This is a genomic window from Burkholderia sp. KL41, assembly GCF_057005415.2.
The window spans coordinates 2,147,196-2,173,619 of record NZ_CM174447.1 but is presented as its reverse complement, the minus strand read 5'-3'; the positions used below and the strand labels follow the sequence as shown (position 1 = coordinate 2,173,619).

Genomic DNA, 26,424 nt, shown 5'->3' with positions numbered 1-26,424 from the left:
AATCGCCGACCTGCCCGGCGGTCAACAAGTGGCAAGGATGTAGCTTGTTGTCGTCGCCGCAGAAGCAATCGATTTCGCGGCAGCGGGCGTGAACCACGTCGGCCGCGGCAGCGGGTATTCGAGCGCACGGGGCAGCCCCCGTGCATCAGATTTTTCCAGGGAACCGATTCGATATGCATGGTTCACGATGCCAGTCTCGCGCGTACGCCGTGATCGCCGGCATCCTGATGGCTGGCGGATTGATGTGGCCCGGGATCGTCGTGGCGGCATCCGACGTGTCGGCCTCAGGTGCGCTGCATGCGAACGTACCGGATGCATACGTTTATCCCGCCCCCGGCCGAGCAGATCAGGCGGATGAGTTGCAACGCGTGCTGGACGGGTTGCGTCCGGGGCAGCGACTGGTGTTCGCGCCAGGGCGGTATGTGATCGGTCGTTCACTGATCGTGCGGCGGCCGAATGTCGTGCTGTCGGGTTACGGCGCAACGCTGATGGCAACCCGCCCGGGTGACCAGACGGTCGAGATGCGGGGCGACGGTACGACGCTTATCGGATTTCGGCTCAGGGGAACCGGCACGACGCGCCTGGCGACGCGGGAGTCGACCAAGGTCGAGGTGACGGGGCACGACGTCCAAGTACTCGACAACGTGATCGAAGGCGGTGCCAGCGCCGGCATTTTCGTGTTTGGAGGCTCGGACGTCGCTATCGTTGGAAACGAAGTACTGTCAACGCTCGCCGACGGCATTCATGTGACGCATGGCGCGCGTGACGTGCTGGTGCAAGGCAATGTCGTGCGTGACACCGGTGATGACATGATTGCCGTGGTGAGCTACCAGGGCGATGGTGTGCTGAGCCGCAACGTCTTCATCACGCGCAACTCGCTCGAAGGCAACACGTGGGGGCGCGGAATCACGGTGGTCGGCGGCGCGGACGTGACGATCTCGAACAACGTCGTGCGCAACGTGCAGGTGAGCTCCGGGATTCTCGTCGCGCAGGAAGACAGCTTCCAGACCTACGGCGCGTCCGGTGTCCGGATCGAGAACAACATAATTACGAATATCCAGACGGTGACCGGCCGGACCGATCCGCGCCCACTCACGCAGCAGGCAGCGATAGAGGTCAGCACGTGGTCCGGTACGGTGACGCAAGTGGCCGTGATCGGCAACCGCGTATCGCAAGCGCGCTTCGACGGCATTCGCGTGTGGGGAAACGTGTCTGGGGTCCGGCTTGCGGATAATCAATTGTCGGGGATCGGAGGCATGCCGGTACGGGTTGGCCCGAAGCAGGATTGCGCTGTCGGCGACGCGAAAGCCGAGCCGTGCGCGATGGCGCTTCAAACCCGGCCGGTTACGCCCGATGTAGTCGGTGCGGATACGTCGTTGCTGCCGCGCGTTCGCGAATTCGCGTGGCAGCCTCGTTGATTGCCCGGCGCTGTCGATTGACGGCGGAACGCGCACGGCGAACGGCGTCGTCCGCCAGGTTGATCGATCAAGTGAGATCCGGGCGGGCGCCGTATCGACTATGTCTGTCGGGCAGGCAGCGCCTCGACCGCCCGCCCATACTGATCGTCGAACCGAACGATATCGTCCTCGCCGAGATAGTCGCCCGATTGCACTTCGATGATTTCGAGCGGAATCCGGCCGGGATTCTCGAGGCGATGCACTTCGCCGACCGCGATGTACGTCGACTCGTTCTCGCACAGCAGGAACGTCTCGCTGCCACGCGTCACCTTCGCGGTGCCGCGCACGACGATCCAGTGCTCGGCGCGGTGATAGTGCATCTGCAGCGACAGCCGCTTGCCAGGCTCGACGACGATCCGCTTCACCTGGAAGCGCTGGCCGAGATCGATCGAATCGTAGTGCCCCCACGGCCGCTGCACCTTGCGGTGCTCGCGCGCCTGCGGGCGCCGGTCGGTCTTCAGGCGCTCGACGATGTTCTTCACGCGCTGCACGTCATGCTTGTTCGCGACCAGCACGGCATCGGGCGTCTCGATCACGACGACGTCCTTCATCCCGACGCACGCGATCAGGCGGCCCTCCGAACGCACGAGGCTGTCCTGCGTGTCCTCGAACACGATCGGGCCGCGCGCGACGTTGCCGTGATCGTCCTTCGGCATGATTTCCCAGATCGCATCCCAGGTACCGACATCCGACCAGCCGGCCGCGAGCGGCACCACGATGCCTTCGATGCCGAGTTCGCCGTGCTCCGCGAGCCGTTCCATCACCGCGTAGTCGATCGAGTCCGACGGGCACGTGTCGAAGGCCGCCGCATCGATCCGGAAGAACGGGTCTTCGGGGATGCCCGCGCGCCATGCGGTTTCGCAGGCCGCATGGATGTCCGGTGCGAGTGCGCCGATCGCCTTCAGCCAGACCGATGCGCGCGTCACGTAAATCCCGCTGTTCCACCAGTAATCGCCGGATTGCAGGTAGCGCTCGGCCAGCGTCGCATCGGGTTTTTCGACGAAGCGCCCGATCGCGTAGCCGCCCTGGCCACCGTGGCGGCCCGTGCGCGGCTCGCCGACCTGGATGTAGCCGTAGCCCGTCTCCGCGCGTCGGGGCAGCACGCCGAGCGTGACGATCGCCCCTTCCTGCGCGTAGCGCGCCGCGCGCGCGATCGCGTCCTGGAACGCGCCGACGTCGGTGATCACGTGATCGGCCGGCATCACCGCGAGCACGGGATCGTCCGCGAGCTGGCTCGCGTCGAGTGCCGCAAGCGTCAGCGCGGGCGCGGTGTTGCGCGCGGCCGGTTCGAGCAGGATGCGGGCGGGCGCCGCGCGACCGAGCACCTGTGCGGCACTCATGACGCGATGCTGTTCGCCGCAGACCAGCAGCAACGTGTCGCCGAGCGACGCGTTCGCGATGCCGTTCAGGCGGCGCGCTGTCGCCGACAGCGGCGATTCGTTCGAAATCAGCTCGATCAACTGCTTCGGATACTGCTCGCGCGACAGCGGCCACAGCCGGGTGCCGGAGCCGCCGGCGAGAATCACCGGCAGGATGCGCGGCAGGTCGGGATCGGGAACCGGGCGAAGGGTGCGGGTCATCGATTGGCTCCGGTGTCGGCGGGCAGCCGGTTGTGTGTACGGCTGTCGGCACGTGCGTCGTCGTCGCGCGACCGGTGTGCCGAAACGACCCGGTGCAGCAGGCCGCGCAGCGCGCCTGCTGCGCGGTCGCTGGGCCGCACCAGGCCGACGAACGGCGCACCCTGTTCGAGATACGGGCCGTAGGCCTTGCGGAATCCGAAACGCTTGTAGAACGCCTGGCGGGGTGCCGGGACGTGCGTGCGCACCGCGGCGTCGGGCCACGCCGCCTGCGCGGCGGTGAGGGCGCGTCCGATCAGTTGCTCGAGCGTCGCGTCGTCGCGTCGGCGCTCGCTCGTCAGCACCTTGTCGATCACGGCGTCCGGGTCGATGTCATCGCCGGGCAGGATGCGTGCGTAGGCCGCGACTTCCATCGTGTCGCCGTCGCGGACGGTTGCATAGACATGCAGCGCGCCCGCGTCCTTGCCGTCGATGTCGAGATGCGTGTGCGCGTCCTCGACCACCAGCACGGCGTTGCGCGCGCGCAGGATTGCATAGAGATCGACGGCTCCCAGATGTTCGAATTCACAACAATGCCATTCCATGATGCTGTCCTCGCGTGATGCCTTCGGCGCGCCGTGCCGCGCGGACGCGATCGTTCCGTGCGGTGCGGCGATTCTCATCATCCGGGTGTGCCGTGCGCCGGTCTGTTCGAAAGCGTACTCTCGCTCCGGATTCGCGCGGCCGGCACGGCACGCACGGCGCGGCCTGCCGCGCGAGCGCCGCAAAGTGCGGTAGCACACACCGCGGCGGCCCGTGCTTTTCCATAATTGACCCATCGTCGCGGCCCGCCTCGATGCGCGGCCAGCCAACATCGAACGTCAATAAAGAACCGGGGCAGGACTTGAAGATTTCGAGCATTCACGACGGGGCGATCGTGCATGGCGGTGCCGGGCACACGCTCGCGCACGCGGTCGGCTGCATCACATGGGCAGACCGTGTCGAGCCTCGTCGAATTCCTTCCGGATCGTGCGCGCCCGCGCGGCACACGCGTCCCTCATCCCCACGCCATTGTCTGCACGCATGCGCCACCGCGGCGATGCGTCGTCGCCGCGGCAGGCGACCAGGCGGTATGGCATGGCCGATTACGACAACGGGCGGCCCGCATCCTTACAGACGGAACACAGGACACGAGTGTGACGCGACCGGGCGTCGCCATGCTGCACTGCGGGGGGCGGCGGTCGGCGCGATCGGCATCACGCTTGGCCGCGACGATTCGCCGGAGCGCGACCGGCGTGCGCGGCGGGCGTTTCGCCGTGCGCCGGCACTGCGGAACGGGACGCACGACGCGGCGTGGTTGATTACGGTATGTAACGAACAAGTGCGGGACAAGCAGGCCGCATGCGGTCGCGATACGATGCGGCCTGCCGCCGGTGGGCCCGATTATGTGGAAAATGAAATGCGGTGCCGTCCTTTCAGGGGGATTTCAATGAATATCACAGGCAATCGACCGTTCCCATCGTGCGGAAAAGTAGTATTTGCCACTGATTGACTGGAATGCTCGTAGATAATCAAATCTCAGTGGACAAACACGTGTGGTGCGGTGCGACAGGTCGCGTAACCGGTTGATTCAGGATTATCTTTTGGTAACACGACCATCTCGAAACGGGGTGTAAATTCAAATGCGGATGAAATGCGGCGGTCATTCCGGAAGCGGGTTGGCGGCCATCCGGTTCGGCATCGGGCGCCATTGTCGTGTACGACGTGACGCACATGCCGGCGGCATTCCCGTCTGCCGACGCGCTCCGCCTTGACGGCGGGTCGCTTCAAAGCGGGAACGTCGTGGCTCCCGCAGCCGCGCGTTCCCTTCGAGTTAGATGACAACGAGGCCGGATGACATCCGGCTCGACCTCCGGGGGTTCTCGCCGTGTGCAGTTTCGATCTTCGCCAAAGCTGCGGAAACGCAGCGCGGAAAGGCGGCCATGCGCCGCCGGCCGCAGCGCACGCGAACGGTTCGCGGAGTGGAGAAAGTGATGGTTCGTTATGAATATGCCAATAACGCGCGATAAGAGCGCCGGCGCGGGGAATGGTAACGGGCAGCGTCCGCTGATTTACTGGACGCAGTCGCCGTCCGTCATGCTGCGAAAGGAACTGTCGCGACGCGACTGGAAAGTGTCGATCGTCGCGCAGGCGAGCGAGCTGCGCGACACATCCGGCGAGATCACCTGCGGCATCCTCGACCTGAGCGGCGGCCACGCCGACGCGATCGGCAGCATTGCGTCGACCTGCGCGTCGATGCGCGACGTCGTCTGGGTCGCACTCGTCGACGTCGGCCAGACGGCTTCGCCGAACGTGCGCGCGCTGTTGCGCGACTATTGCTTCGATTACGTCACGTTGCCGGCGTCGCACCAGCGGATCGCCGATACGGTCGGCCATGCGTACGGCATGGAATGCCTGTTCGCGCGCGACCGCGAACGGCTCGAATCCGAAGAGAAAGGCATCGTCGGCACCTGCAGCGCAATGCTGCGGCTGTTCGATACGGTGCGGCGCTTCGCGCGCACGGACGCACCGGTGTTCGTGTTCGGCGAAACGGGAACCGGCAAGGAGTTGACGGCCGTCGCGATCCATCGCCATTCGGAGCGCCGCAACGGCCCGTTCGTCGCCGTCAACTGCGGCGCCATTCCGCCCCATCTGCTGCAATCGGAACTGTTCGGCTACGAACGCGGTGCGTTTACCGGCGCGAACGCGCGCAAGATCGGCTATGTCGAAGCGGCGAACGGCGGCACGCTGCTGCTCGACGAGATCGGCGACCTGCCGCACGAGAGCCAGGCAAGCTTGCTGCGTTTTCTGCAGGAACGTGCAATCCATCGCCTTGGCGGCAGCGATCCGGTGCCGGTCGATGTCCGGATCGTGTCGGCGACGCACGTCGACCTGCGCGACGCGATGGCGGAGGGGCGCTTCCGGGCCGACCTGTTCCACCGGCTGTGCGTGATGCGCATCGACCAGCCGCCGTTGCGCGCACGCGGCAAGGACATCGAGCTGCTCGCGCATCACATGCTCGAACGCTTCCGCGGCGACGCGCGCCATCGCGTACGCGGCTTCTCGACGGATGCGATCACGGCACTGTACAAGCACGACTGGCCCGGCAACGTTCGCGAACTGATCAACCGCGTGCGCCGCGCGGTCGTGATGACGGAAGGCCGCCTGATCACCGCGCAGGATCTCGAACTCGAATACTGTCTCGATGCGGCGTCGCCGTCGGTGGCCGACATCCGCAAGTCGATCGAGCGCGAGGCAATCGAAACGGCGCTGCTGCGCACGCGCGGGCGCGTCGCGGCTTCGGCGCGCGAGCTCGGGGTGTCGCGCGCGACGCTGTACCGCTGGATGGAGGCATACGGGATCGAGCGGCCGCGCGGGACGGGCTCGTCCGACTGAGATTCGACCACGGCGCTCGCGGCTTGCGCAGCCGCGAGCGCCGCGTCAACCGGCCTGCGTGGCGCGCACCGCGCGCGCGGCGTTCACTGCGCGGATTTCCACGGCCGGCGGCCCATCCGCGGCCCCATTCTTCCCGGCCGTTCCAAGCGGAACGAGCACCACGCGCGCCGGCGTGCCGGGCGCGAGATGGAACCAGTCGTCGCGCGGCACGAATCCCGGCGCATCGATCTGCACATGGCGTGCGACGTGCCGTGTATCGATGTCGACGTGCCACGTGTCGCCGGTGCGCGACACACACGCCTCCAGCCCGAGTTCGCGGCGTGCCAGCACGGCCGGATGCGTACGGGACGGGAAATGGAATGCCTGCGACAGCAGGGTGCCGTCGTCGCCGCGCAGGGTCGCGACGACGGTGTCGTGTTCGCAGGGCCCGAAGCGGTACGCGTAGGTCCAGTCGAAGAAGCGGCCGAGCAGCTCGGCCGAACCGATCCGCACGGTGTCGTGCGCGGCGATCCGAACCGGGCAGCCGGCCCGTGCAACCGCCGTGCGGCCGTCGCGCAGCGCGACCAGTTCGAGCGCCGCCGACAGCGGCGCGGGGCGCTCGTTGACGACATGCACGTCGAGCCCGTTCAGGCCTTCGTCGACGAGCAGCACCTGTATGGGTTGCAGCACCTGGCGCAGCGCATGCCAAGCCGATTTCGGCCGGTGCGCGGCGTCGATTACCCCCCAGCCGGCGCCCGGCATCACGTCCTGGAACTGCCAGACCAGCGCGCCGGCGCAGCGCGAGCCGGTGCGCCGCCATTCGGAAAACGTCTCGCGCATCAGGTCGGCGACCACCGCGCGCGACAGTTCGAAGTAGCGCGCCGGATCCTCGCGCCGCAGCCGGTCGGGCGCGACGTCGTACAGCGTCTGCAGATAGTGGTCGCGAATGTCCTCGAAATCCCACGACGTGCCGGGGTCGCGCGGCACGGCGGCTTTCCAGCGCGGCTCGTGCACGCCGGGCCAGCCGAGCTCGGCGAGCGTCGCGTCGCATGGCACGTTCGAGAACGCGAGGCATTCGCTCGCGAAGCGCACGTCCGCGCGGCGCGCGTCATCGAGCGGGCGCAGGTAGGCACCGACACCGTAATAGTGCGACACGCGTTCGCGCGGCATGAACGGCAGCACGCTGCCGTCGGGCGAATCGGGCACGTACGGGACGTCGGGCCGGCATGCGGCCGCATGGCCGGCCAGCCGGTCGGCGGTCAGCTCGAGGAAGCGCTGCTTCGGCCCGAGCCCGGACATCGCGGCCTGCTGCGCGATCTCGCTGCCGCCGCACAGGACGGCAAGCGACGGCGATGCGCCGTGACGCGAGAGGAACTGTCGGGCTTCGCGATCGACGTTGTCCGCGAACGCGGGATCGTCGAGCGCGTAGTCGAAGTTCGCGAACATGAAATCCTGCCAGACCAGCAGGCCGAGCCGGTCGCACCACGCATGAAAGGCATCGGCCTCGTAGGTCATCGTGCCGCCGACGCGGATCATGTTGAAGCCGGCGTCGCGCGCGAGCCCGAGCAGGCGGGCGTAGGTGGCGTCGTCCGCGTGCAGCGCGAGCGGCGCGGCACTGCTCCAGCACGCGCCGCGTGCGAACACGGGCACGCCGTTGACGCGCAGCCCGAAGCCCTTGCCGTCGGCTCCCGGGTCGACCTCGATCGTGCGGAAGCCCGTCGCGCCGAGCGGTCGACGCTCGGCGCCGATATGCAGCGCAATGTCGTACAGCACCGGCTCGCCGTGCGTATGCGGCCACCAGCGGCACACGTTGGGCACCGCGACGCTTGCGCGCAGGCGATCGGGGCCCGCACGTTCGAGCGTGGCGTGGTGCTGGCCGCACGACAGCCGTGCCGCGAGCGCGTCGGGCAGCGGCGCGGCGAACGTCAGGTCCGCGTCGAGCCAGCCGGTGTCGCCTTCGATGCGCGCGTGCAGGTTGCAATCGGCGAGAACGGGCCCGTCGGCCGGATCGAGCACGTCCACGGGCCGCCACGGGCCGGTCGGCACATGCGGCGGAAACCAGCCCGGCATGTGCCCGAACAGCGATGTGCGGATCGTGCGCAGGGCCGCCGGCTCCGCGAGGCGCGTGCGCCAGCGCGCGCGGCGCGGCGCGCGCGCGTCGCGCAGGTGCGGGGCGAGCGCGCGGAAACAGAGGGTCAGCCGGTGCGACCCGTTGAGCGATACAGGCACGTCGTGCGCGACGAACATGCTGTCGGAGCGGAGGATCGGCGTGTCGTCGAGCCACGCCTGCGCGAGCGTCGCGAGGCCGTGAAAGCGCAGCACGCGCGGCCCGTGTCCGCGCAGTTCGATCCGGTACCAGTGGTCGCGCTCGTCGAGCGATACGGCTTCGTCGAGCCGGCCGGCGAGCGCGAGCGACTGTGCCACGGTACCGGGCACGGCCGCCGGAATCCAGCCGTTGCCGGCGGCCGGGAGATCGCGCGGTTCCCGTGCGGCCCCCGCGGCCGTCGCCAGCATCGACCACGTGGGCAGGGCGCGCGTGCGCGTCACCGCATGACCGGCACGGGTGCCGCCGCGTCGCTGTGCACGGGCGTCATGTGCCGCAGCGGCAAGCCGATCTGCCGCGCGCATGCGACCACGTCCGCGTAGGCGGCCTCGATCGCTTCGAGCGTCGAATCGCCGCGTTCCTCCTTGCCGCGCGCGCAGGCGCGTGCGAGCCGGAATTCCAGCACCATCGCCTCGGACGCGATGCGGTCGCACGCGGCGCGGATCTCGGCGAACGGCCCGACGCAACCGCTGGCCTGCAGCCAGCGCGCGTAATGGCCGAACAGCTCGAAGTTCGCGCCGAGCTGCCGCACCGAGTTGAACGAGTACGCATGAAAGCGCTCGAGCGGCGAATCGGCGAGCGTCCGCGCATCGGTCTGCAACTGCCGCCGGAACGCGGCGATCGGGTCGACCACCGGCAGGCGCCGCAGGTGGCGCTGCAGCGCGGCAAGCGACGTCTCGCACAGCGTGCGCTCGTCGAGCGGCGCAAACCGCCGTTTCGCGCATTCGACATAGGGTGGCAGCGTCATCGGCGAGCTACCGCCGACGAGCCCGTCGTAGTCGAAATCCTCGGCCACGTAATAACCGCTGTTGTGGAAGTAGCCGATCTGGCGATTCGCGCGGTCGATCGCATCGATGCCGATCGTCGTCTTCGTGTGCTGCGTGCGGTAGCTGCTGCCGCGCGTATCGGGCAGGAACCACGCGTCGACTTCGACGATCATCAGGTGACCGCGCGCGACCTGCGTCTCGATGTGCCGGTCGAGCGGTTCGTAGATCGAGTGCTCCTGCACGACGATGCCGTACAGCCGCTCCAGTTCGTCGTGCGGAAACTTGAAGAACGTGAACTGGTCGCCCTCGAAATCGAGCGCGATCGTAAACGGCAGCGCCGCGTACGGATTGAAGCCCCACCACCGGAGCACTTCGAGCCACATGTCGACGTAGCAGTTGGTCTGCTTCCAGACCATCTCCTGGCTGTGCAGCGGATGCGGCCGGTAGTGGCGCGCACGGTGGCGCACATCCTCGAACGACGCGTCTTCGCCGTCGCGGGACACGAATCTCATCGCGTGCCCCACAGCACGTCGCGGACTTCACGCGGCCATGCATCGAGGTCGAAGCCGTGATGGCGGAACAGCGCGAGCGTGAGCCGTTCGAGGCCGAAGCCGACGCAGCCCGTGTGCGCGACCTCGTCCGTCGCGGTACGGATGTTCCACAGCAGCCCGAAATGGTCCATGTGGTAATTGAAGCTCAGGCAGGCGGTCTGGCGATCGTCGTGCTCGATCGGGATCAGCAGCTCGAACTTCAGGTTCTGCTCGCGCTGGCTGTTCGCGACGATCTTGCCGCCGCGCCCGAAGAACGGGTCGTTCGCGAGGTCGATCGCGTTGGGCAGGCGCAGCGCCTCGATCATCCGCGTGCCGCGCTCGATCCAGGTCTCGCGGAACGAGACGATCTGCTCGGGCGTGCCGATCCGCACGTATTCGCGCATCCGGAACAGCTGCATGCGGGTCGGATCGAGCGACGGCTCGTGGCGGAAGCAGTACGAGAATACGTCGACGATCCGGCCGTCGGCCGGCAGCGCGCCCGCGCGTGCGACGACAGGGTAGACGGGGTAGCACGCGGCCGGCGTCATCACGACGTAGGTCGGCTTCTGGTTTTCGGTCCAGTCGTCGCCGCGATCAAGACACTGCAACAGGCGCTGGTGCTGATGCTCGTCGCCGCAGAACGCATGCACGCTGCCCGCGAGCTGCGGGAAGCTCTTCATGTATTCGCTGCGCTCGAACTCGATGCGGCTCATGGCCGGCGGGAAGCGCAGCACTTCGGCCTGCTGGTCGGCGCCGATGCGCGTGACGAACGCGTCGAGCGCTTCCACGACGCGCTCGAACCGTTCGCTGCGGCCGAACAGGCCCTGGATGCCGGTCGAGACCAGCAGGCCCGCGTCGATCAGTTCGTCGCGCAGCGGGTTGACGCCCGCGCGGTCGAGCGGTGCGTCGGCGGGAGCGGAGGCGGCGGAGGGCACGGCAAGGCGATCGTTCACGTATGTTTCTCCAGCGTCGCAGGACGCAGCGCGAGCAGCAGGTTCGAGGTGTTGGTGGCAATGCGGTCGTTGCTGATCATCAGCGGCGCCGCATGCAGGTCGCGAATGTGGCGGCCGATGCTGAACGGCGTGCCTTGCTTGTAGCCGGCCATCCCGCAGATCATCATGGCCTGGTGCGCGACTTCCAGCGCGGTCGTCGACACGTAGGTCTTCAGCGTGTTGATCTCGGCGGCCCAGGCCATGCCGGCCGACCACGAGCGCGCGGTCGCATTCGCGTGGAGGCGCAGCACGTTGTCGACGCGGGCCTGCATGGCCTGCATCAGCGCGAGCGATTCGGCGATGCGTCGCGACGCGGGCGACGGTGCGCCGTCGGTCTGACGTGCCTGTGCGCGGAAGAACTGGTGCGCGCGATGGAACGCGTCGCCGGCCACGCCGATCCAGACCGCGGCCCACAGGATGTGCGACACCGGCACCATCGTTTCCTCGGCGATCTTCGCGAACGGCACCGGCAGGCACTGGACGGCGGCGCCTTGCGCGTCGAGCTCGAAACCGTTGCTGCAGGTGCCGCGCATCCCGAGCGTGTCCCATTCGCCGCGGCGCGTGAGCGTGTAGCCGTCGCGCAGCAGCGTGACGAGCACCTGCTCGGAAGCCGGGGCGTCCGCATCGCGTCGTGCGGTCGCGAGGATGCCGTCCGCATAGTCGCCGTACGAGATCGTCGGCGCGGATTTGCGCAGCCGGAACTCGCCGCCGTCGGTTTCGAGCGCGCACTGGCTCGCGCGCAGGTTGCCGCCGACGCCGTTTTCCGACGTAGCCGATGCGAGCAGCCACTGGTGGCGCACGAGTTGCTGCAGGAACAGCTTGTGCCAGCCCTGGTCGACCGCGTGATCGACGATGCAGGCGACCTGGATCTGGTGCATCGCGAACACCATGGCCGACGACGCGCAGGCCTGGCCGAGAATCGAGCAGGCCGACGCGATGTCCTCCAGCGACGCGCCAGCGCCGCCGAGATGGGTCGGCACCATTGCGCCGAGCAGGCGGCGCGCGCGCATCGCCTCGATCGCCTCGACGGGGCAGCGCGCGTCCCGGTCGACCGCGTCCGCGTGCTGCGCGGCGATCTGCGCGACGGCATGCGCGGCCTCGTCGAGCCGATGCGCATCGCTGTCGGTCGCGAGTTCGGGAAGCAGCGCGCTCATGCGGAATGCTCGGTGCGTTGCAGCGTGGCGATCGTGTCCGCGAGCGCGTCGATGCTGCGGAACAGGTTGCGGTTCAGCATCTCGTCGGGAATCTCGATGTTGAATTGTCTCTCGATCGCGAGCATCAGCTGGATCGTGTCGAGCGACGAGAGGCCCGCTTCGTAGAGGTCGTCCCCGTCGCCGATCGAATCGATCGCGGCTTCGAGGTGGGCGACGTGCTTCAGGATGGTTCTGATTTCGTTTTTCACGTGCTGCTCCGGCGTGCGTGGTGTCGTCCGCTCGGGGCAGACGCGGCATACGCGCTGACGTCCCCCCGGCAGTCCGGCATCAGTAGACCATTGGCAGACACGGCGTTCTGTTCGCCACCCTACAAACCGCTAACCCTGCGTACCGAGGAAGCACAGCGCCGAAGCGCCGCGCGGGCAGGTGGGGCAGGCGGGTCAGGCGCGCGAAGCGGCCGGCACACCCGAGTCGGCCGACAGGATGCGCTTCATCTCGTCACGCACGATCGCGCGGCAGCCGCACGACATCTTCTCGAGACCGTCGAGGTCGGCGAGCTCGATCGAACTCCGGTATTGCCGGATCAGGCCCAGCTTCTGGATCTCGCCGGCGGCATCGGTGACCGTTTCGCGCCGCACGCCGAGCATCTGCGCCAGCATGCTGTGCGTCACCTGGATCTCGATGCTGCGGGTCCGGTCGTACGCGAGCAGGAACCATCTGCATAACTGATGTTTGAGCACGTGATGACGGCTGCAGAACGTGATCTGCGAGACCTGCGCCATCAGCAGCCGCACGCAGACGAACACGAGATGGCGAATGACCGGCGACGCGTCGAACGCCGCGGCGAACACGCGCCGGTCGAGCCGGTAGACGAACCCGTCGCGGCAGGCCACTGCCCGGCAGGGCATCCGGCCGCTGCCGCCGATCACGTCGTCGCACGCCACGCTCTCGCTGCCGATCTCCGCGACTTCCAGCGTCATGCCGCCGGACGACACGTACTGCAGCGAAATCGCGGTCGTGACGGGCAGGTAGACCGCGGCGAGCATTTCGCCGGGCTCGCAGAGCACTTGCCCCGATTTCAGGTGGACGAGTTGAAGGTGGGGGGCGAATGTCGCGAGCTCGTCGCGGTCGACGGCCGCGAGAAACCGGTTCGCATCGAAGCTGTGGGACAGCTCGATCATGCCGTTCGCGTACGCGACGGTGTCAGGGGCCTGGTGAGTCACGGCGCATCCTCGTAGGGTGGCGGTCGCGCATCGTCTCGGCGATACCCCGAAAATGGGGAATTCGCACGATCGTGCGGACTTGTGTTCGTCAGAAATGGAGTGACGATACTCGCGAAAAGGCTAACACGCCATTGAATTCGATCAATTGCACATTGCGTCATTTCACAAAGTTTGACATTTTTTGGCGGGCTGGAATGTTATCCGGATTTAATGATTCGTTTTAGCGGAATTAATCATCCGGAAATCGAATGGGGCGGTGGGCATTCATTCGATGTCGAACGGGAATCAATCGACCGGTGCCGTGCTTCGTGCGGAGAAAGTCACGGGCGGACATTGAACACTATTTGACAATTAAATGATGCTCGAAAAATATCGATACAAATCAACGATATGCGTGCGAAATGTGCGTCAGGTGACAGAGCCTGAATTTAGTGTGTCGATTCAAATTTGAGACAGTTTCAAACAGCCGTGCGAGGCATGGTGCCGCAGCGACGTGCTGCCGGGTACATCACGGAAACAATTGAAAATTGACTGTAAGTATATGAGCGACAAGCCTGGCAGCCGCGCCGCGTCTGTCTCGGTTCGATGCAGGGGAAATGATCAGTCAAATAGCTTGCGGTGTCCGGCGCCCGGAAGAGTGTCCGGAAATGAGACGCTTTTTTTGGTTTTGGGCCGGTAATTCGGGTGAACTAAATCGGGCGTGATTCATATATTAAGGATGGGCATGGTTTGGCACGTAAATCGCTTATTCGGGCTGGCGTGTCGAAACGGGACGGCCGATTCGATCCGACGGCAACAAGCCGAGGGTCGGTCGGAATCAGGGTTGTGGGCCGCAACCACTGCCGGCGTCCGGGCGCGCATCGCGATAACGAGTTCCGTGCCCGCGGCAGCAGGCGGCGCGGACGATAAAAGGGATACAGACATGCTTCATCTTCACTCGAGCTACTCGGCGAATGCCATCCTCGATGCCCTCCCGGAGGACAGCATCCGCACCATCGCACCGCATCTCGAACTGGTCAGGATCAAGGCCGGGATGCTCGAGCGGGTCGGCGAACCGATGCGCCACGTGCATTTCCCGACGACGTCGATGATGTCGGTGCAGCACCTGATGGAAGACGGTGCGATGGTCGAGGTGGCGCAGGTCGGCCGCGAGGGAGTGGTCGGTCTGGCGACGCTGGTCGGTGGCGCCGCGGCGTCGCACCGGGTCGAGGTCCGCATCGGCGGGATGGCCTATCGTGTGCCGAGCTGCGTGATGCGCGCCGAATTCGAGCGGTCGCCGGCGACCTACCGGCTGCTGCTCAGCTACTGCCAGGCAGCGATGGCGCAGATCTCGCGCAGCGCGCTGTGCAACCGGCATCACTCGGTCAGCGAGCAGCTCAGCCGCTGGCTGCTGCTCGCGCACGACCGCATCGACGGCGACGAACTGGCGGTCACGCAGCAGACGATCGCGAACATGCTCGGCGTGCGGCGCGAGGGCGTGACGGAAGCGGCCGGCAACCTGCAGGAATCCGGGCTGATCCGGCAGCGCCGCGGTCGCATCACGGTGCTCGACCGCGACGGCCTCGAACATCACGCGTGCGAATGCTACGACCTGATTCGCGCCGACTATCGCAGGCTGCTCGGCACACGCGGGACGGCAAGGCCGACACCCGTTCGGCCCCGCATGCCGGACGAGCGTCGCGGGTTCCCCGCACATGGTGCGTGACGATGCACCCGAGGTTCGGTGGAACGAATGCGATGCGGCGTGCCGCAATCGCAGCGACCGACGCCGTACTCGTGCTGGCCGGCGCGCTCGCGGCGCAGGCGGCCTCGGGCCTCGCGTGGCACGCGCTGTCCGACGCGCAGCGCGGCGCGATCGCGCTGCTGTGCGTGCTGACCGTGGCGTTGCTGCCGCGCTACCTGCGCACCGTGCGCGGCAGCGTGGCGCCGCAAGGCGGCACGCATGCGCTGACGCAGACGATCGTGGCGCTCGTCTGCGCGAGCGTGCTGACGGTGGCGGCCGCGATGTGGATCATGAACCGGGGCGGCACGATCTCGACACGCTGGATCGCGCGCACGGTGCTGGCCGGCGACGCGGCGCTGCTGCTCGGCCGTGCCGCGCTGCTGGCGCTGGCACTGACGCGCGACGACCCGCGCGCGCGGCAGCGTCGCGTCGCGGTGGTCGGTGCGACGGCGTATGGTCGTGTCGCGGTCGAGCGGATGCAGCTCGCGCCGCAGGGGCCTTTCGTGGCGGCGTGCGTATTCGATGACGACGCACCGGCTGCCGCCGGCGGCATCGGCGGCGTGCCGGTGATCGACGACTGGAACGCGCTGCGCGACCTGATTCGCGGTGGCGAGATCGACGAGGTATGGCTTACGCTGCCGATGTCGCACGAGTGGCGGATCCAGCGCATCGTCCGCGAGTTGCGCGACGAGTTCGTGGAATTGCGGCTGCTGCCCGATGTGCGGCAGATGGCGATGGTCGATCGCTCGGCGACCGACGTGCTCGGCATGCCGGCGATCAATCTCGCGACCACGCCGCGCTCGGCGCCGGAGCTGTGGGCGAAGTTCGCGTTCGACCGGCTGTTCGCATTCGGTGTGCTGATTCCGTTGCTGCCGCTGCTGTCCCTGCTGGCGATCGCGGTCAAGCTGTCGTCGCCGGGGCCCGTGCTGTTCAGGCAGCGCCGCAAGGGCGTCGACGGCCGGGAGTTCGACATCCTGAAGTTCCGGACGATGCGCGTGCATCGCGCACAACCGGGCGTCGTGCGGCAGGCGTCGCGCAATGATGCGCGCATCACGCGCGTCGGCGCGTTCCTGCGGCGCACGTCGCTCGACGAGCTGCCGCAGTTCTTCAACGTGCTGTTCGGGCAGATGTCGGTCGTCGGCCCGCGTCCGCATGCGATCGAACACGACGACCTTTACCGGCAACTGATCGACTGCTACATGTACCGCTACCGCGTGCGGCCCGGCATCACCGGATGGGCACAGGTGAACGGCTATCGCGGCGAGACGCGCAAGGTCGAGGCGATGGAGGCGCGCGTCAAGTTCGACCTGTTCTACATGCAGAACTGGAGCTTCTGGTTCGACATGAAGATCATCCTGCTGACGGTCGTGCGCGGTTTTATTGGCCGGAATGCCTTTTGAGGATTGCGAATCGTCCGGTGAGGTAAATCACGCCGGCAAATTCGTCGGTGGATCGATGTCGAACCGAAGGACAGACGCGATCATGCGGCGAATTGCTGCGCTGCGGCTGCGCTGACGGGCGTTTCGGCGTGAATCTTGCATCGCGTTTTCGCGTCCGTCCCCAGTTTACGCGAGCCTTCGCGTGCATCGCGCGGCACGCTGATTCCGGTCAACACACACCCGCTCAATGGGTTTATCCTGCATCGAATGCGTCCGGCGCCTGATGCGTCCGGGCGCGTATCCGTGGCGCGGCGGCGCCGGTCGAACCTTGCCCGCCGCACACCGGCGCGACACTGCGCGCGATCATTTTCCGCGCGGAACCCGGAACAGGAGAGACGGCCATGGCGCTCGACGCACAACAACGGCAGACGCTGAAGCAGCGGCTGAACGAGAGCGAGCAGACGTTACGTGCGGAGATCCGCACGAGCGAAGACCAGCGCGCGTCGGAATCCTATGCAGATCTCGCCGGCGCGGCGCCGGACGAGGGCGACGAGGCGAATGCAGACCTGTTCGTCGACGTCGATCACGCATTGATCGGCATGAAACTGACCGAACTGCGCGCGGTCGGCCGCGCGCAGCAGCGGATGCGCGACGGCAGCTACGGCGAATGCATCGATTGCGACGGTTCGGTCGGCTACGAGCGTCTGCTGGCGCGCCCGGCCGCCGAACGCTGCACGCATTGCCAGTCGATCTACGAGCGGCACTACGCCACGACGCCGCGCGCGACCCTCTGACGTCGGGCCGCAACGTCGCAGCACGCGACGCACGGCCGGCGTACGATGATGAACGTGCGCCCGGCGGCGTCGGCATGCGGCACCGCGCGGGCAGACGGCGTCGCGCACGCGCGCGGCACCATCCACGTGGAAGGGAGCCACGCCGATCATGCCGATCCACAATGCCGGGTGTGCGGCCGTGTTCGCCGAGATCGCCGACATGCTCGAGATCCAGGGCGCCAATCCGTTCAGGGTGCGCGCGTATCGCAACGCTGCGCGCACGATCGCCGACTACGGGCGCGATATCGCGACGATGATCGCGAACGGCGACGATCTCGGGAAGATTCCGTCGATCGGGCCCGATCTCGCGTCGAAGCTGCGCGAGATTGCCGCGACCGGCACCTGCGAACTGCAGCAAACGTTGCGTCACGCACTGCCGGGCGCGATCGTCGAGCTGCTCGACGTGCCGGGGCTCGGCGCGAAACGCGTGAAAGCGCTGCATGACGCGCTGCACGTCGATTCGCTCGAACAACTTCGCGCCGAGGCGAAGAGCGGGCACGTGCGTGAATTGCCCGGCTTCGGCGCGAAAACCGAAGCCCATCTGCTCGAAGCGATCGACGACCGGCTGCAACGCGAACCCCAACGCTTCCTGCTGCCGGATGCGGCGCACTCGCTGCTGCCGCTGCTCGAACGCCTGCGCGCGATTGCGGGTGTCGGCAAGGCCGTGCCGGCCGGCAGCTTCCGCCGCCGCCGCGAGACGGTCGGCGATCTCGACATCCTCGTCACCGCACGCGATCCGGAGGCCGTCGCCGACGCGTTCGTCGGCTACGGCGAGGTGGCGCGCGTGCTGGCGCACGGCAAGACGAAGTCGAGCGTCGTGCTCGCGAACGGATTGCAGGTCGACCTGCGCGTCGTCGATGCCGATGCGTTCGGCGCGGCACTCGTCTACTTCACCGGATCGAAGGCGCACAACATCGCGTTGCGCAGGATCGCGCAGGCCGGGGGGCTGAAGATCAACGAATATGGCGTGTTTCGCGGCGACGAACGGATCGCCGGCGCGACCGAGGCGTCGGTGTACGCCGCGATCGGGCTGCACGAAGTCCCGCCCGAACTGCGCGAGGATCGTGGCGAGATCGACGCGGCGCGCGCGGGCACGCTGCCGGCGCTGGTCGAGCGCAAGCATGTGCATGGCGACCTGCATGCGCATACCGACGCATCGGCCGGCCGCGACAGCTTGCGCGCGATGGCCGATGCGGCACGCGCACGCGGATTCGCGTACCTGGCCATCACCGACCGGGCACCGGATGCCGGTGGCGGCCGCAACGGCTTCGACTGGCTTGCCCGGCAACTCGACGAGATCGACCGCCTGAACGCGTCGTTCGACGATTTCGTGCTGCTCAAGGGAGTGGAGGCCGGCATTCTCGAGGACGGCAGCCTCGACGTGCCCGACACGTTGCTCGTTCGGCTCGATCTCGTGGTCGGTGCGGTACGTGACGGCTTCGAGTTGTCGCGCGACGCACAGACCGCGCGCGTGCTGCGCGCGATGGACCAGCCGCATTTCACGATTCTCGCGCACCCGACGGGCCGCATGCTCGGCGAGCGCGCCGCGTGCGAACTCGACGTGGCACGCGTGATCGCGCACGCCGCGGCGCGCGGCTGTTTCGTCGAACTCGACGCGCAGCCGCGGCGGCTCGACCTGCCGGACATCTGGTGCCGCGAGGCCGCGAAGTCCGGCGTGCCGGTGGCGATCGGCTCGGATGCGTACAGCACGGACGAACTGGACAATCTCGCATACGGCGTCGATCAGGCGCGACGCGGCTGGCTGACGCGGCCCGACGTGCTGAACACGCGCACGCTCGCGCAATTGAGGCCGCTGCTTGCACGCACGATGGGAGCGGACGGCGCGTCCAGGCGCCGCGGCTCGAAGGGCACATGAACGCACCGGCGGGCGCGTCGCCCGCCGCGCGTGAAGGCGGTCACGTCATGCCAGCACGCCGGCCGCCGGCACGTAGGGCAGGCCGAGCGCCAACGCGACCGCTTCGTACGTGATGTGCCCGTCGCACACGTTCAGGCCCGCGCGCAGATGCGGATCGTCGGTCATCGCCTGCTTCCAGCCCTTGTCGGCGAGTGCGAGCGCGTGCCCGAGCGTTGCGTTGTTCAGCGCGAAGGTCGACGTGCGCGCGACCGCGCCGGGCATGTTCGCGACGCAGTAGTGCACGACGCCGTCGACGACGAAGGTCGGGTCCGCGTGCGTCGTCGCGTGCGAAGTCTCGAAGCATCCGCCCTGGTCGATCGCGACGTCGACGACGACCGCCCCCGTGCGCATCGTCGCGATCATGTCGCGCGTGACGAGCCGCGGCGCCGATGCGCCCGGCACGAGCACGGCGCCGATCACGACGTCGGCATCGCGCACGGCTTCGTCGATCGTGTGCGCGTTCGAGCAGACGGTCGCGATCCGGTTGGCGAACACGAGGTCGAGCTGGCGCAGCCGGTTCACGTTGGTGTCGAGCACGGTGACGCGCGCGCCGAGGCCGACCGCCATCTGCAGCGCGCCGGTGCCCACCACGCCCGCGCCGAGCACGACGACGTGCGCGGCCGGCACGCCGGGCACACCGGCCATCAGCAGGCCGCGCCCGCCGCGCGGGCTTTCGAGGTGGGTCGCCGCGACCTGGATCGACATGCGCCCGGCCACCTCGCTCATCGGCGCGAGCAGCGGCAGGCCGCCGCCCGGGCCCGTCACGGTTTCGTAGGCGATGCAGACGGCGCCGGACTTCACGAGTGCCGCGGCCTGTCCGGGATCGGGCGCGAGATGCAGGTACGTGTAGAGGATCTGCCCGCGCCGCAACATCGCGCATTCCGCCGGCTGCGGCTCCTTGACCTTGATGATCATGTCGGCGTGCGCGAAGACTTCGTCGGCACCGTCGCAGAGCGATGCGCCCGCAGCCGTGTAGTCGTTGTCGAGCAGGCCGATCGCGGTGCCCGCGCCGCGCTGCACCAGCACTTGGTGGCCGTGCCGAGTGAGTTCGCGCGCGCCGGCCGGCGTGAGGCCGACACGGTATTCGTGGTTCTTGATCTCCTTCGGCACGCCGATCAGCATGAGTCGCCTCCATGGCCTTCGTTATCGTTGTCGTGCAGGTGCGCCGTGCGGCCGATCGCGCGGATGCGTATCGACCGCGGTACTGGAATAACAGGGTAGTGGTGCGCGGAGGGAAGTCAAGCGGCCGGCCCGCGCGCACTGCGTTGCAACATCGGTCGTGGCGGGTTGCGACCGGAGGTCGCAATGCAGGTGCTGCCGGGTTTCGGTATCGTCACGTGTGTCGCGGCCCGGGGCCGCGTGCCGGCGCTTCGCCGGCAGCACGTCGAGATAACGACACAACGAGACGAGGGCATTGACCGACATGACCGGGGCGTATTTCAGCGTGCCGACGCTTTGCGCGATCGCGCTCATTCACGTGTACTGGGCGTTGGGCGGGCGGCGCGGCAAGCGTGCGGCCATTCCGGAGCAGGACGGCGAGCCGCTGCTGCGGCCGACCGCCATCGGCACGCTCGCCGTCGCGGCGGCATTGCTGGGCGGTGCGTGCGTGGTTGCCGCGCGTGCCGGCTGGCTGGGGCCGAACCCGTATCCCGGCACGATCTCGTTCGCGGTCGTTGCGCTCGCATTGATCTTCGCGGTGCGGGCCGTCGGCGATTTCCGTTACGTCGGCTTCTTCAAGCGGATTCGCGGGTCGCGTTTCGCACGGATGGACACGCTGTATTACTCGCCGCTGTGCGCGGCGCTGGCGCTGTCCATCGCGTCGATGTTCTGGCCGCGTTGAACGCGCATCTCAGCGTGCAGGCGCGTCCCGCTCCGTAAGGTATTCCGCCGGCACGGTATCCGTCAGCCATACGCCGTTTTCGGCGACGAAGAACGTGTGGCCTTGCCGATGCATGCGCTGCGCATCGACCTCGAGAATCACGGGCACGCCGTAGCGTGTGCCGACGGCCAGCGCGGTCCGGATGTCCGGCGACAGATGCACGTGATGACGGGCACCGGGTATCAGCCCTTGCGCCCGAATCGAATCCAGGAAGCGCGTCGCGGTGCCGTGATAAAGACGCTCGGGCGGTTGCGCGGCCGGATAGTTGCGCTGCACGACGGGCGTCGAATGGCCTTGTACCGCGCGGATGCGTCGGCCGTCGTCGGAGAGGGCGAAGCGCTGCTTGTCGTTGGTCGCGCAGACGGTTTCGAGCGTCGCGCGATCGATGGGATGCCCCAGGCGGGCGATGCCGGCGATCAGTTCGTCGATGTCGGCCCAGCCTTCCGGGTCGAGCCGCAGCCCGATCGTTTGCGGCGCGTGGCGCAGCAGGTAGCTGAGGGTTCGGCTGATGCGGGTCGCGTCGGCCGCCGGCAGTTCATTCTTCTGTGGTCTCATGAGACGCGGAGGCTACCAGAGCGCGATGCAAACCGGCACCCACGGGTGCGCCGCGTGGCTGGAAAGCCACAGCCTTCCGCGAAACCCGACACACGAGAATCCTTTCCCTGACGCCCGCGTCGGCGGGTAATCGCGCGAATCCTTTCGCGTTCCGGCTTCCGGATTTTTCAATTGTTGCGATTTTCGATGCATTGAATTGCATTGGCGCACCTTTGAATGGAACCGGTTCCATATATAATTCGCGGCACTTGTCGCCGGGCCCGAAAGAGGGTCGTGCACGTTGCGCTTGCTGTCGGCAAACGCGACGTCTAAGTTGAATGAGGGTCATGAGCGATGAGGGGCAGATGCGGGCAGATGCCGGTATTTGTCAGACGATAAGGCTCACAAAGAAGCCGATCCGTGCAGCGCAGCCTGAACCGGCGCGACGCGCGGTCGCATGAAGGCGCTGCCGCGCATTGCATGGGCGGCGCCTGCATCGAGGTGGTTCGCAACAGACGAAAGAACAGGACGGCCAGCCGATTGCGGCAAGGCTGCCATGCCGGACATGCCGCATGCGGAGTGCGCGCGTCCGGGCCCCGAGATCCCCAACGATCAACATCCGACCATGTCCACGTCACCTGACAAACCCAACTCGCGCCGCCGTTTCCTGCGCACGTCGGTCGCGCTCGTGCCGATCGCGTCGGTCGCCGGCTGCGACCTGCGCTCGTTGTCGCCTTCCGCGACGACCGGCAACGCGCCCGGTGCATCGGCCAGTGCCGAACGCGCCCCGTACAAGCCGACCTTCTTCGATGCGAAGGAATGGGCGTTCGTCCAGGCCGCCGTCGACCGGCTGATTCCGGCCGACGCCGAAGGCCCCGGCGCGCTCGAATCGGGCGTGCCCGAATTCATCGACCGCCAGATGGAGACGCCGTATGCGCACGGCGCGACCTGGTACATGCAGGGACCGTTCCAGCAGGGCGTGCCCGAGCTTGGCTACCAGCTGAAGCTGGTGCCGCGCGACATCTACCGGCTCGGTATCGCGGCGGTCAACCGCTATTGCGAGAAGACCCACGGCAAGGCGTTCGCGGAGCTCGACGCGCCGACGCGCGACACCGTGCTCGGCGCGCTGGAGAAGGGCGGCGCGCAGATCGACGACGTGCCGCCCGGCGTGTTCTTCGGCCAGTTGCTGCAGAACACGCGCGAAGGCTATTTCTGCGATCCGGTGCATGGCGGCAATCACGACATGGCCGCGTGGAAGATGATCGGTTTTCCCGGCGCACGCGCGGACTTCATGGATTTCGTCAACCAGAGCGGCAAGCCCTATCCGTACGGCCCCGTCTCGATCAACGGGGAGCGCAGCTGATGGCCGCAGAGAAAAAACCGCATGTCGATGCGGTGATCGTCGGCTTCGGCTGGACCGGCGCGATTCTCGCGAAGGAACTGACCGAAGCGGGCTTGAACGTCGTCGCACTCGAGCGCGGCGAGTATCGCGACACCTATCCGGACGGCGCGTATCCGAACACGATCGACGAACTGACCTACAACATCCGCAAGAAGCTGTTCCTCGACCTGTCGAAGACGACGGTGTCGATCCGCCACGGGCTGCAGGACACCGCGCTGCCGTACCGGCAGCTCGCCGCGTTCCTGCCGGGCGAAGGCGTGGGCGGCGCGGGGCTGCACTGGTCGGGCGTGCATTTCCGGATCACGCCGGAAGAGCTGCGCCTGCGCAGCCACTATGAAGAACGCTACGGCAAGAAGTTCATCCCCGAAGGGATGACGATCCAGGACACGGGCGTGACCTACGACGAGCTCGAGCCGCATTTCGATTTCGCGGAGAAGGTGTTCGGCACGTCGGGGCAGGCGTACAAGGTCGGCGGCAAGGTGGTCGGCGACGGCAACGTGTTCGAAGCGAACCGCAGCGACAACTTCCCGCTGCCCGCGCAGCTCAACACGTATTCGGCGCAGCGCTTCTCCGATGCGGCGAAGTCGCTCGGCCTGCATCCGTACCGGCTGCCGTCGGCGAACACGTCGGGCCCGTACACGAACCCTTACGGCGTACAGATGGGCCCGTGCAACTTCTGCGGCTACTGCAGCGGTTACGCGTGCTACATGTACTCGAAGGCGTCGCCGAACCTGAACATCCTGCCCGCGCTGAAGCAGGCGCCGAACTTCGAGCTGCGCTCGAAGTGCCACGTGCTGCGCGTCGACCTCGACGACACGAAGAAGCGCGCGACGGGCGTGACCTATGTCGACCCGGCCGGGCGTGAAGTGCACCAGCCGGCCGATCTCGTGATCGTGGCCGCGTTCCAGTACCACAACGTGCACCTGCTGCTGCTGTCGGGCATCGGCAAGCCATACGACCCGATCTCGGGCGAAGGCGTGGTGGGTCGCAATTTCGCATACCAGAACCTGTCGACGATCAAGGCGTTCTTCGACAAGGACACCTACACGAATCCGTTCATCGGCGCGGGCGGCAACGGCGTCGCGGTGGACGATTTCAACGCGGACAACTTCGACCACGGCCCGCTCGGCTTCGTCGGCGGCTCGCCGCTGTGGGTGAACCAGGCCGGCGTGAAGCCGATCAGCGGCATCGCGACGCCGCCCGGTACGCCGCAGTGGGGCTCGGCGTGGAAGAAGGCGGTCAAGGACAACTACGCGCATACGATCTCGATGGACGCGCACGGCACCAACATGTCGTATCGCGACGTGTACCTCGACCTCGATCCGACCTATCGCGATTCGTACGGCCAGCCGCTGCTGCGGATGACCTTCGACTGGAAGGACAACGACATCAAGATGGCGCAGTACGTGACCGGGCAGATGAAGAGGATCGCGGAGGCGATGGGGCCGAAGGCGATCGGCGTGTCGACGCGCGAGTTCGGCAAGCACTTCGATTCGCGCGCGTACCAGACGACCCACCTCGTCGGCGGCGCGATCATGGGCACCGACCCGAAGACGAGCGTGCTGAACCGCTACCTGCAGTGCTGGGACGTGCACAACGTGTTCGTGATGGGCGCATCGGCGCTGCCGCAGGGCATCGGCTACAACCCGACCGGGATCATCGCGGCGCTGGCCTACTGGTCGGCACGTGCGATCCGCGAGCAATACCTGAAAAATCCCGCTCCGCTGGTGACCGTATGAAGAGGACGATGAACCACAACGTCGCGCGCCGGATGTCGCGCGCGCTGGCGGCCGGCGCGGCCTGGGCCGCGCTCGGCTTCGCAGGCGCGACGGCGTATGCGCAGCCGGCTGCGTCTGCGGCGGCTTCCGGCCCGGCGATTGCACCCGCGGCCCGATCCGCCGACGCGAACCTGATCAAGCGCGGCGAATACCTCGCGCGCGCGGGCGACTGTATTGCGTGCCATACCGCGAGCGGCGGCAAGCCGTTCGCGGGCGGGCTGAAATTCGACACGCCGATCGGCGGCATCTATTCGACGAACATCACGCCGGACCCGAAGACGGGCCTCGGCGGCTGGACTTACGAGGACTTCACGCGCGCGGTGCGCGAAGGCGTGCGCAAGAACGGCGACACGATGTATCCGGCCATGCCGTTCCCGTCGTACGCGCGCCTGACCGACGACGACATGAAGGCGCTGTACGCGTACTTCATGCACGGCGTCGCGCCCGTCGAGCACGAGAACCGCGCGGTCGACATCGTGTGGCCGCTGTCGATGCGCTGGCCGCTCGCGATCTGGCGCAAGATGTTCGCCCCGACGCCGAAGCCGTTCGACGCGGCGCCGTACACCGATCCGGTGGTCGCGCGCGGCGCGTATCTCGTGCAGGGTCTCGGCCACTGCGGTGCGTGCCATACGCCGCGCGCGCCGACGATGCAGGAGCGCGGGCTGACCGACGCGGACGGCCCGGACTTCCTGGCGGGCGGTGCGGCGATCGACGGCTGGGTGCCGACGAGCCTGCGCGGCGAGCCGCGCACGGGCCTCGGCACGTGGAACGAAACCGAGATCGTGCAGTTCCTGAAGACGGGCCGCACGCTGCGCACGGCGGCATTCGGCGGGATGACGGACGTGGTCGGCCACAGCATGCAGCACATGACCGACGACGACCTGAACGCAATCGCGCGCTACCTGAAGACGCTGCCGCCGCGCGTGCAGGGCGAGCAGCCGCACGTGTACGACGCGGCGGCGGCCAAGGCCCTGCAGGCCGGCGATGCGAGCAAGCCGGGCGCGGCCGTCTATCGCGACAACTGCACGGCCTGCCACCGCAGCGACGGCCATGGCTACACGCGCGTGTTCCCGGCGCTCGCCGGCAACCCGGTCGTGCAGGGCGACGATCCGACCTCGCTGATCCACGTCGTGCTGGAAGGCAGCGCGCTGCAGGGCACGCGCACCGCGCCGTCGACGTTCACGATGCCGCCGTTCGGCTGGCGCCTGTCGGACCAGGAAGTCGCTGATGTGTCCAACTTCGTGCGCACGAGCTGGGGCAACACGGGGGCGCCGGTGACCGCCGCGCAGGTCGCGAAGGTGCGCAAGAGCGTGCCGTCGACCCGGCCCGAACCGCCGCCGGGCGCGCGGTTCCCGCAAGCGTCGCGCTGACGGGGGCGGCGGGGCGCCTGCCCCGCCTGTCCGATGTGCTTCAAGGCGCCGCGCGATCCGCGCGGCGCCTTTCGTTTCGCCGGGGTTGCACCCCGCCAAGGCGCGCCACCGCGTGAATTTTTCGCGGCGGCGCGCCATTCTTCCGCCTCATCCCTTATCCTTTCGTTCTTGAACCTTACTAAATCGTTACAAGAA

Annotated in this window: 21 protein-coding genes; 10 read left to right on the top strand and 11 right to left on the bottom strand. The window is 67.4% G+C overall.

What is annotated here, in order from left to right:
• Positions 1-173 precede the first annotated feature (173 nt).
• Positions 174-1,418 (top strand): right-handed parallel beta-helix repeat-containing protein, encoded by a 1,245-nt coding sequence (locus PQB87_RS27175; protein WP_489244291.1) that lies wholly within the window; start codon positions 174-176, stop codon positions 1,416-1,418.
• Positions 1,419-1,516: 98 nt separating this feature from the next.
• Here the strand turns inward: PQB87_RS27175 and PQB87_RS27170 are convergent, their stop codons facing one another.
• From PQB87_RS27170 to PQB87_RS27160, 3 genes are read right to left on the bottom strand one after another with little or no spacing between them, the layout of a single operon-like run.
• Positions 1,517-3,037, bottom strand: a complete 1,521-nt coding sequence (locus PQB87_RS27170) for a mannose-1-phosphate guanylyltransferase/mannose-6-phosphate isomerase (RefSeq protein ID WP_059683294.1) — start codon at positions 3,035-3,037, stop codon at positions 1,517-1,519.
• Positions 3,034-3,618 carry a GNAT family N-acetyltransferase gene (locus PQB87_RS27165; protein WP_027791409.1) on the bottom strand — a complete coding sequence of 195 codons (585 nt, stop codon included), beginning with the start codon at positions 3,616-3,618 and terminating at the stop codon, positions 3,034-3,036. Before PQB87_RS27165 ends, PQB87_RS27170 begins: the two co-directional genes overlap by 4 nt.
• Positions 3,599-3,934 (bottom strand): hypothetical protein, encoded by a 336-nt coding sequence (locus PQB87_RS27160; protein WP_155637172.1) that lies wholly within the window; start codon positions 3,932-3,934, stop codon positions 3,599-3,601. The genes PQB87_RS27165 and PQB87_RS27160 overlap by 20 nt, the downstream gene beginning before the upstream one ends.
• 1,122 nt (positions 3,935-5,056) lie before the next feature.
• Between PQB87_RS27160 and PQB87_RS27155 the strand changes: the two genes are divergently transcribed.
• Positions 5,057-6,448, top strand: coding sequence for a sigma-54 dependent transcriptional regulator (locus PQB87_RS27155; RefSeq protein WP_059683296.1), 1,392 nt, complete (start codon positions 5,057-5,059; stop codon positions 6,446-6,448).
• Between the two features lie 45 nt (positions 6,449-6,493).
• Here the strand turns inward: PQB87_RS27155 and PQB87_RS27150 are convergent, their stop codons facing one another.
• The 6 genes from PQB87_RS27150 to PQB87_RS27125 all read right to left on the bottom strand — a co-directional run bounded on the left by PQB87_RS27150 (position 6,494) and on the right by PQB87_RS27125 (position 13,416).
• Positions 6,494-8,974, bottom strand: a complete 2,481-nt coding sequence (locus tag PQB87_RS27150; RefSeq protein WP_489242952.1) for a glycoside hydrolase family 2 protein — start codon at positions 8,972-8,974, stop codon at positions 6,494-6,496.
• Positions 8,971-10,029, bottom strand: a complete 1,059-nt coding sequence (locus PQB87_RS27145) for a DUF1839 family protein (RefSeq protein ID WP_059683828.1) — start codon at positions 10,027-10,029, stop codon at positions 8,971-8,973. The genes PQB87_RS27150 and PQB87_RS27145 overlap by 4 nt, the downstream gene beginning before the upstream one ends.
• Positions 10,026-11,000 carry an amino acid--[acyl-carrier-protein] ligase gene (locus PQB87_RS27140; RefSeq protein ID WP_113045215.1) on the bottom strand — a complete coding sequence of 325 codons (975 nt, stop codon included), beginning with the start codon at positions 10,998-11,000 and terminating at the stop codon, positions 10,026-10,028. Before PQB87_RS27140 ends, PQB87_RS27145 begins: the two co-directional genes overlap by 4 nt.
• Positions 10,997-12,193: an acyl-CoA dehydrogenase family protein gene (locus tag PQB87_RS27135; RefSeq protein ID WP_059683299.1), complete on the bottom strand. Its 1,197-nt coding sequence runs from the start codon at positions 12,191-12,193 to the stop codon at positions 10,997-10,999. Before PQB87_RS27135 ends, PQB87_RS27140 begins: the two co-directional genes overlap by 4 nt.
• The gene (locus tag PQB87_RS27130) at positions 12,190-12,441 is read right to left on the bottom strand and encodes an acyl carrier protein (protein ID WP_113045213.1); all 252 of its coding nucleotides are present in this window, start codon (positions 12,439-12,441) and stop codon (positions 12,190-12,192) included. Before PQB87_RS27130 ends, PQB87_RS27135 begins: the two co-directional genes overlap by 4 nt.
• A 192-nt stretch (positions 12,442-12,633) precedes the next feature.
• Positions 12,634-13,416, bottom strand: a complete 783-nt coding sequence (locus PQB87_RS27125) for a Crp/Fnr family transcriptional regulator (RefSeq protein ID WP_181523074.1) — start codon at positions 13,414-13,416, stop codon at positions 12,634-12,636.
• 922 nt (positions 13,417-14,338) lie between these two features.
• Between PQB87_RS27125 and PQB87_RS27120 the strand changes: the two genes are divergently transcribed.
• The 4 genes from PQB87_RS27120 (at position 14,339) to polX (ending at position 19,227) form a co-directional block, all read left to right on the top strand.
• Positions 14,339-15,121: a Crp/Fnr family transcriptional regulator gene (locus tag PQB87_RS27120; RefSeq protein ID WP_059683303.1), complete on the top strand. Its 783-nt coding sequence runs from the start codon at positions 14,339-14,341 to the stop codon at positions 15,119-15,121.
• A gap of 32 nt (positions 15,122-15,153) precedes the next feature.
• On the top strand, positions 15,154-16,539 hold the full coding sequence (locus PQB87_RS27115) for an undecaprenyl-phosphate glucose phosphotransferase (RefSeq protein WP_059683305.1): 1,386 nt from the start codon (positions 15,154-15,156) through the stop codon (positions 16,537-16,539).
• 380 nt (positions 16,540-16,919) lie between these two features.
• A complete protein-coding gene (locus PQB87_RS27110; RefSeq protein ID WP_034196043.1) occupies positions 16,920-17,312 on the top strand; it encodes a TraR/DksA family transcriptional regulator in 393 nt (130 codons plus the stop codon).
• Between the two features lie 148 nt (positions 17,313-17,460).
• Positions 17,461-19,227 carry a DNA polymerase/3'-5' exonuclease PolX gene (gene polX / locus PQB87_RS27105; protein WP_489242951.1) on the top strand — a complete coding sequence of 589 codons (1,767 nt, stop codon included), beginning with the start codon at positions 17,461-17,463 and terminating at the stop codon, positions 19,225-19,227.
• 45 nt (positions 19,228-19,272) lie between these two features.
• Here polX and ald read toward each other — a convergent pair whose 3' ends face one another.
• Complete coding sequence (gene ald / locus PQB87_RS27100; RefSeq protein WP_489242950.1) at positions 19,273-20,388, bottom strand: alanine dehydrogenase; 1,116 nt, start codon at positions 20,386-20,388, stop codon at positions 19,273-19,275.
• A gap of 301 nt (positions 20,389-20,689) precedes the next feature.
• Here ald and PQB87_RS27095 point away from each other — a divergent pair, with 301 nt between their 5' ends.
• Positions 20,690-21,106: a DUF3995 domain-containing protein gene (locus PQB87_RS27095; protein WP_027791422.1), complete on the top strand. Its 417-nt coding sequence runs from the start codon at positions 20,690-20,692 to the stop codon at positions 21,104-21,106.
• A gap of 9 nt (positions 21,107-21,115) precedes the next feature.
• Here PQB87_RS27095 and PQB87_RS27090 read toward each other — a convergent pair whose 3' ends face one another.
• Positions 21,116-21,700: an RNA 2'-phosphotransferase gene (locus PQB87_RS27090; RefSeq protein ID WP_111941653.1), complete on the bottom strand. Its 585-nt coding sequence runs from the start codon at positions 21,698-21,700 to the stop codon at positions 21,116-21,118.
• Between the two features lie 604 nt (positions 21,701-22,304).
• Here PQB87_RS27090 and PQB87_RS27085 point away from each other — a divergent pair.
• The 3 genes from PQB87_RS27085 to PQB87_RS27075 are packed head-to-tail and all read left to right on the top strand — an operon-like array spanning position 22,305 to position 26,229.
• Entirely contained in the window at positions 22,305-23,042 is a 738-nt protein-coding gene (locus PQB87_RS27085; protein ID WP_489242948.1) for a gluconate 2-dehydrogenase subunit 3 family protein, read from the top strand.
• Entirely contained in the window at positions 23,042-24,820 is a 1,779-nt protein-coding gene (locus tag PQB87_RS27080; RefSeq protein ID WP_489242947.1) for a GMC family oxidoreductase, read from the top strand. The genes PQB87_RS27085 and PQB87_RS27080 overlap by 1 nt, the downstream gene beginning before the upstream one ends.
• Positions 24,817-26,229: a c-type cytochrome gene (locus tag PQB87_RS27075; protein WP_489242946.1), complete on the top strand. Its 1,413-nt coding sequence runs from the start codon at positions 24,817-24,819 to the stop codon at positions 26,227-26,229. The genes PQB87_RS27080 and PQB87_RS27075 overlap by 4 nt, the downstream gene beginning before the upstream one ends.
• Positions 26,230-26,424 lie beyond the last annotated feature (195 nt).

Coding starts and splice junctions, on each gene's coding strand:
- PQB87_RS27175 (WP_489244291.1), top strand. CDS start 174: ATGCATGGTTCACGATGCCAGTCTCGCGCGTACGCCGTGATCGCCGGC.
- PQB87_RS27170 (WP_059683294.1), bottom strand. CDS start 3,037: ATGACCCGCACCCTTCGCCCGGTTCCCGATCCCGACCTGCCGCGCATC.
- PQB87_RS27165 (WP_027791409.1), bottom strand. CDS start 3,618: ATGGAATGGCATTGTTGTGAATTCGAACATCTGGGAGCCGTCGATCTC.
- PQB87_RS27160 (WP_155637172.1), bottom strand. CDS start 3,934: ATGCTCGAAATCTTCAAGTCCTGCCCCGGTTCTTTATTGACGTTCGAT.
- PQB87_RS27155 (WP_059683296.1), top strand. CDS start 5,057: ATGAATATGCCAATAACGCGCGATAAGAGCGCCGGCGCGGGGAATGGT.
- PQB87_RS27145 (WP_059683828.1), bottom strand. CDS start 10,029: ATGAGATTCGTGTCCCGCGACGGCGAAGACGCGTCGTTCGAGGATGTG.
- PQB87_RS27135 (WP_059683299.1), bottom strand. CDS start 12,193: ATGAGCGCGCTGCTTCCCGAACTCGCGACCGACAGCGATGCGCATCGG.
- PQB87_RS27120 (WP_059683303.1), top strand. CDS start 14,339: ATGCTTCATCTTCACTCGAGCTACTCGGCGAATGCCATCCTCGATGCC.
- PQB87_RS27115 (WP_059683305.1), top strand. CDS start 15,154: ATGCGGCGTGCCGCAATCGCAGCGACCGACGCCGTACTCGTGCTGGCC.
- PQB87_RS27110 (WP_034196043.1), top strand. CDS start 16,920: ATGGCGCTCGACGCACAACAACGGCAGACGCTGAAGCAGCGGCTGAAC.
- polX (WP_489242951.1), top strand. CDS start 17,461: ATGCCGATCCACAATGCCGGGTGTGCGGCCGTGTTCGCCGAGATCGCC.
- ald (WP_489242950.1), bottom strand. CDS start 20,388: ATGCTGATCGGCGTGCCGAAGGAGATCAAGAACCACGAATACCGTGTC.
- PQB87_RS27095 (WP_027791422.1), top strand. CDS start 20,690: ATGACCGGGGCGTATTTCAGCGTGCCGACGCTTTGCGCGATCGCGCTC.
- PQB87_RS27090 (WP_111941653.1), bottom strand. CDS start 21,700: ATGAGACCACAGAAGAATGAACTGCCGGCGGCCGACGCGACCCGCATC.
- PQB87_RS27085 (WP_489242948.1), top strand. CDS start 22,305: ATGTCCACGTCACCTGACAAACCCAACTCGCGCCGCCGTTTCCTGCGC.
- PQB87_RS27080 (WP_489242947.1), top strand. CDS start 23,042: ATGGCCGCAGAGAAAAAACCGCATGTCGATGCGGTGATCGTCGGCTTC.
- PQB87_RS27075 (WP_489242946.1), top strand. CDS start 24,817: ATGAAGAGGACGATGAACCACAACGTCGCGCGCCGGATGTCGCGCGCG.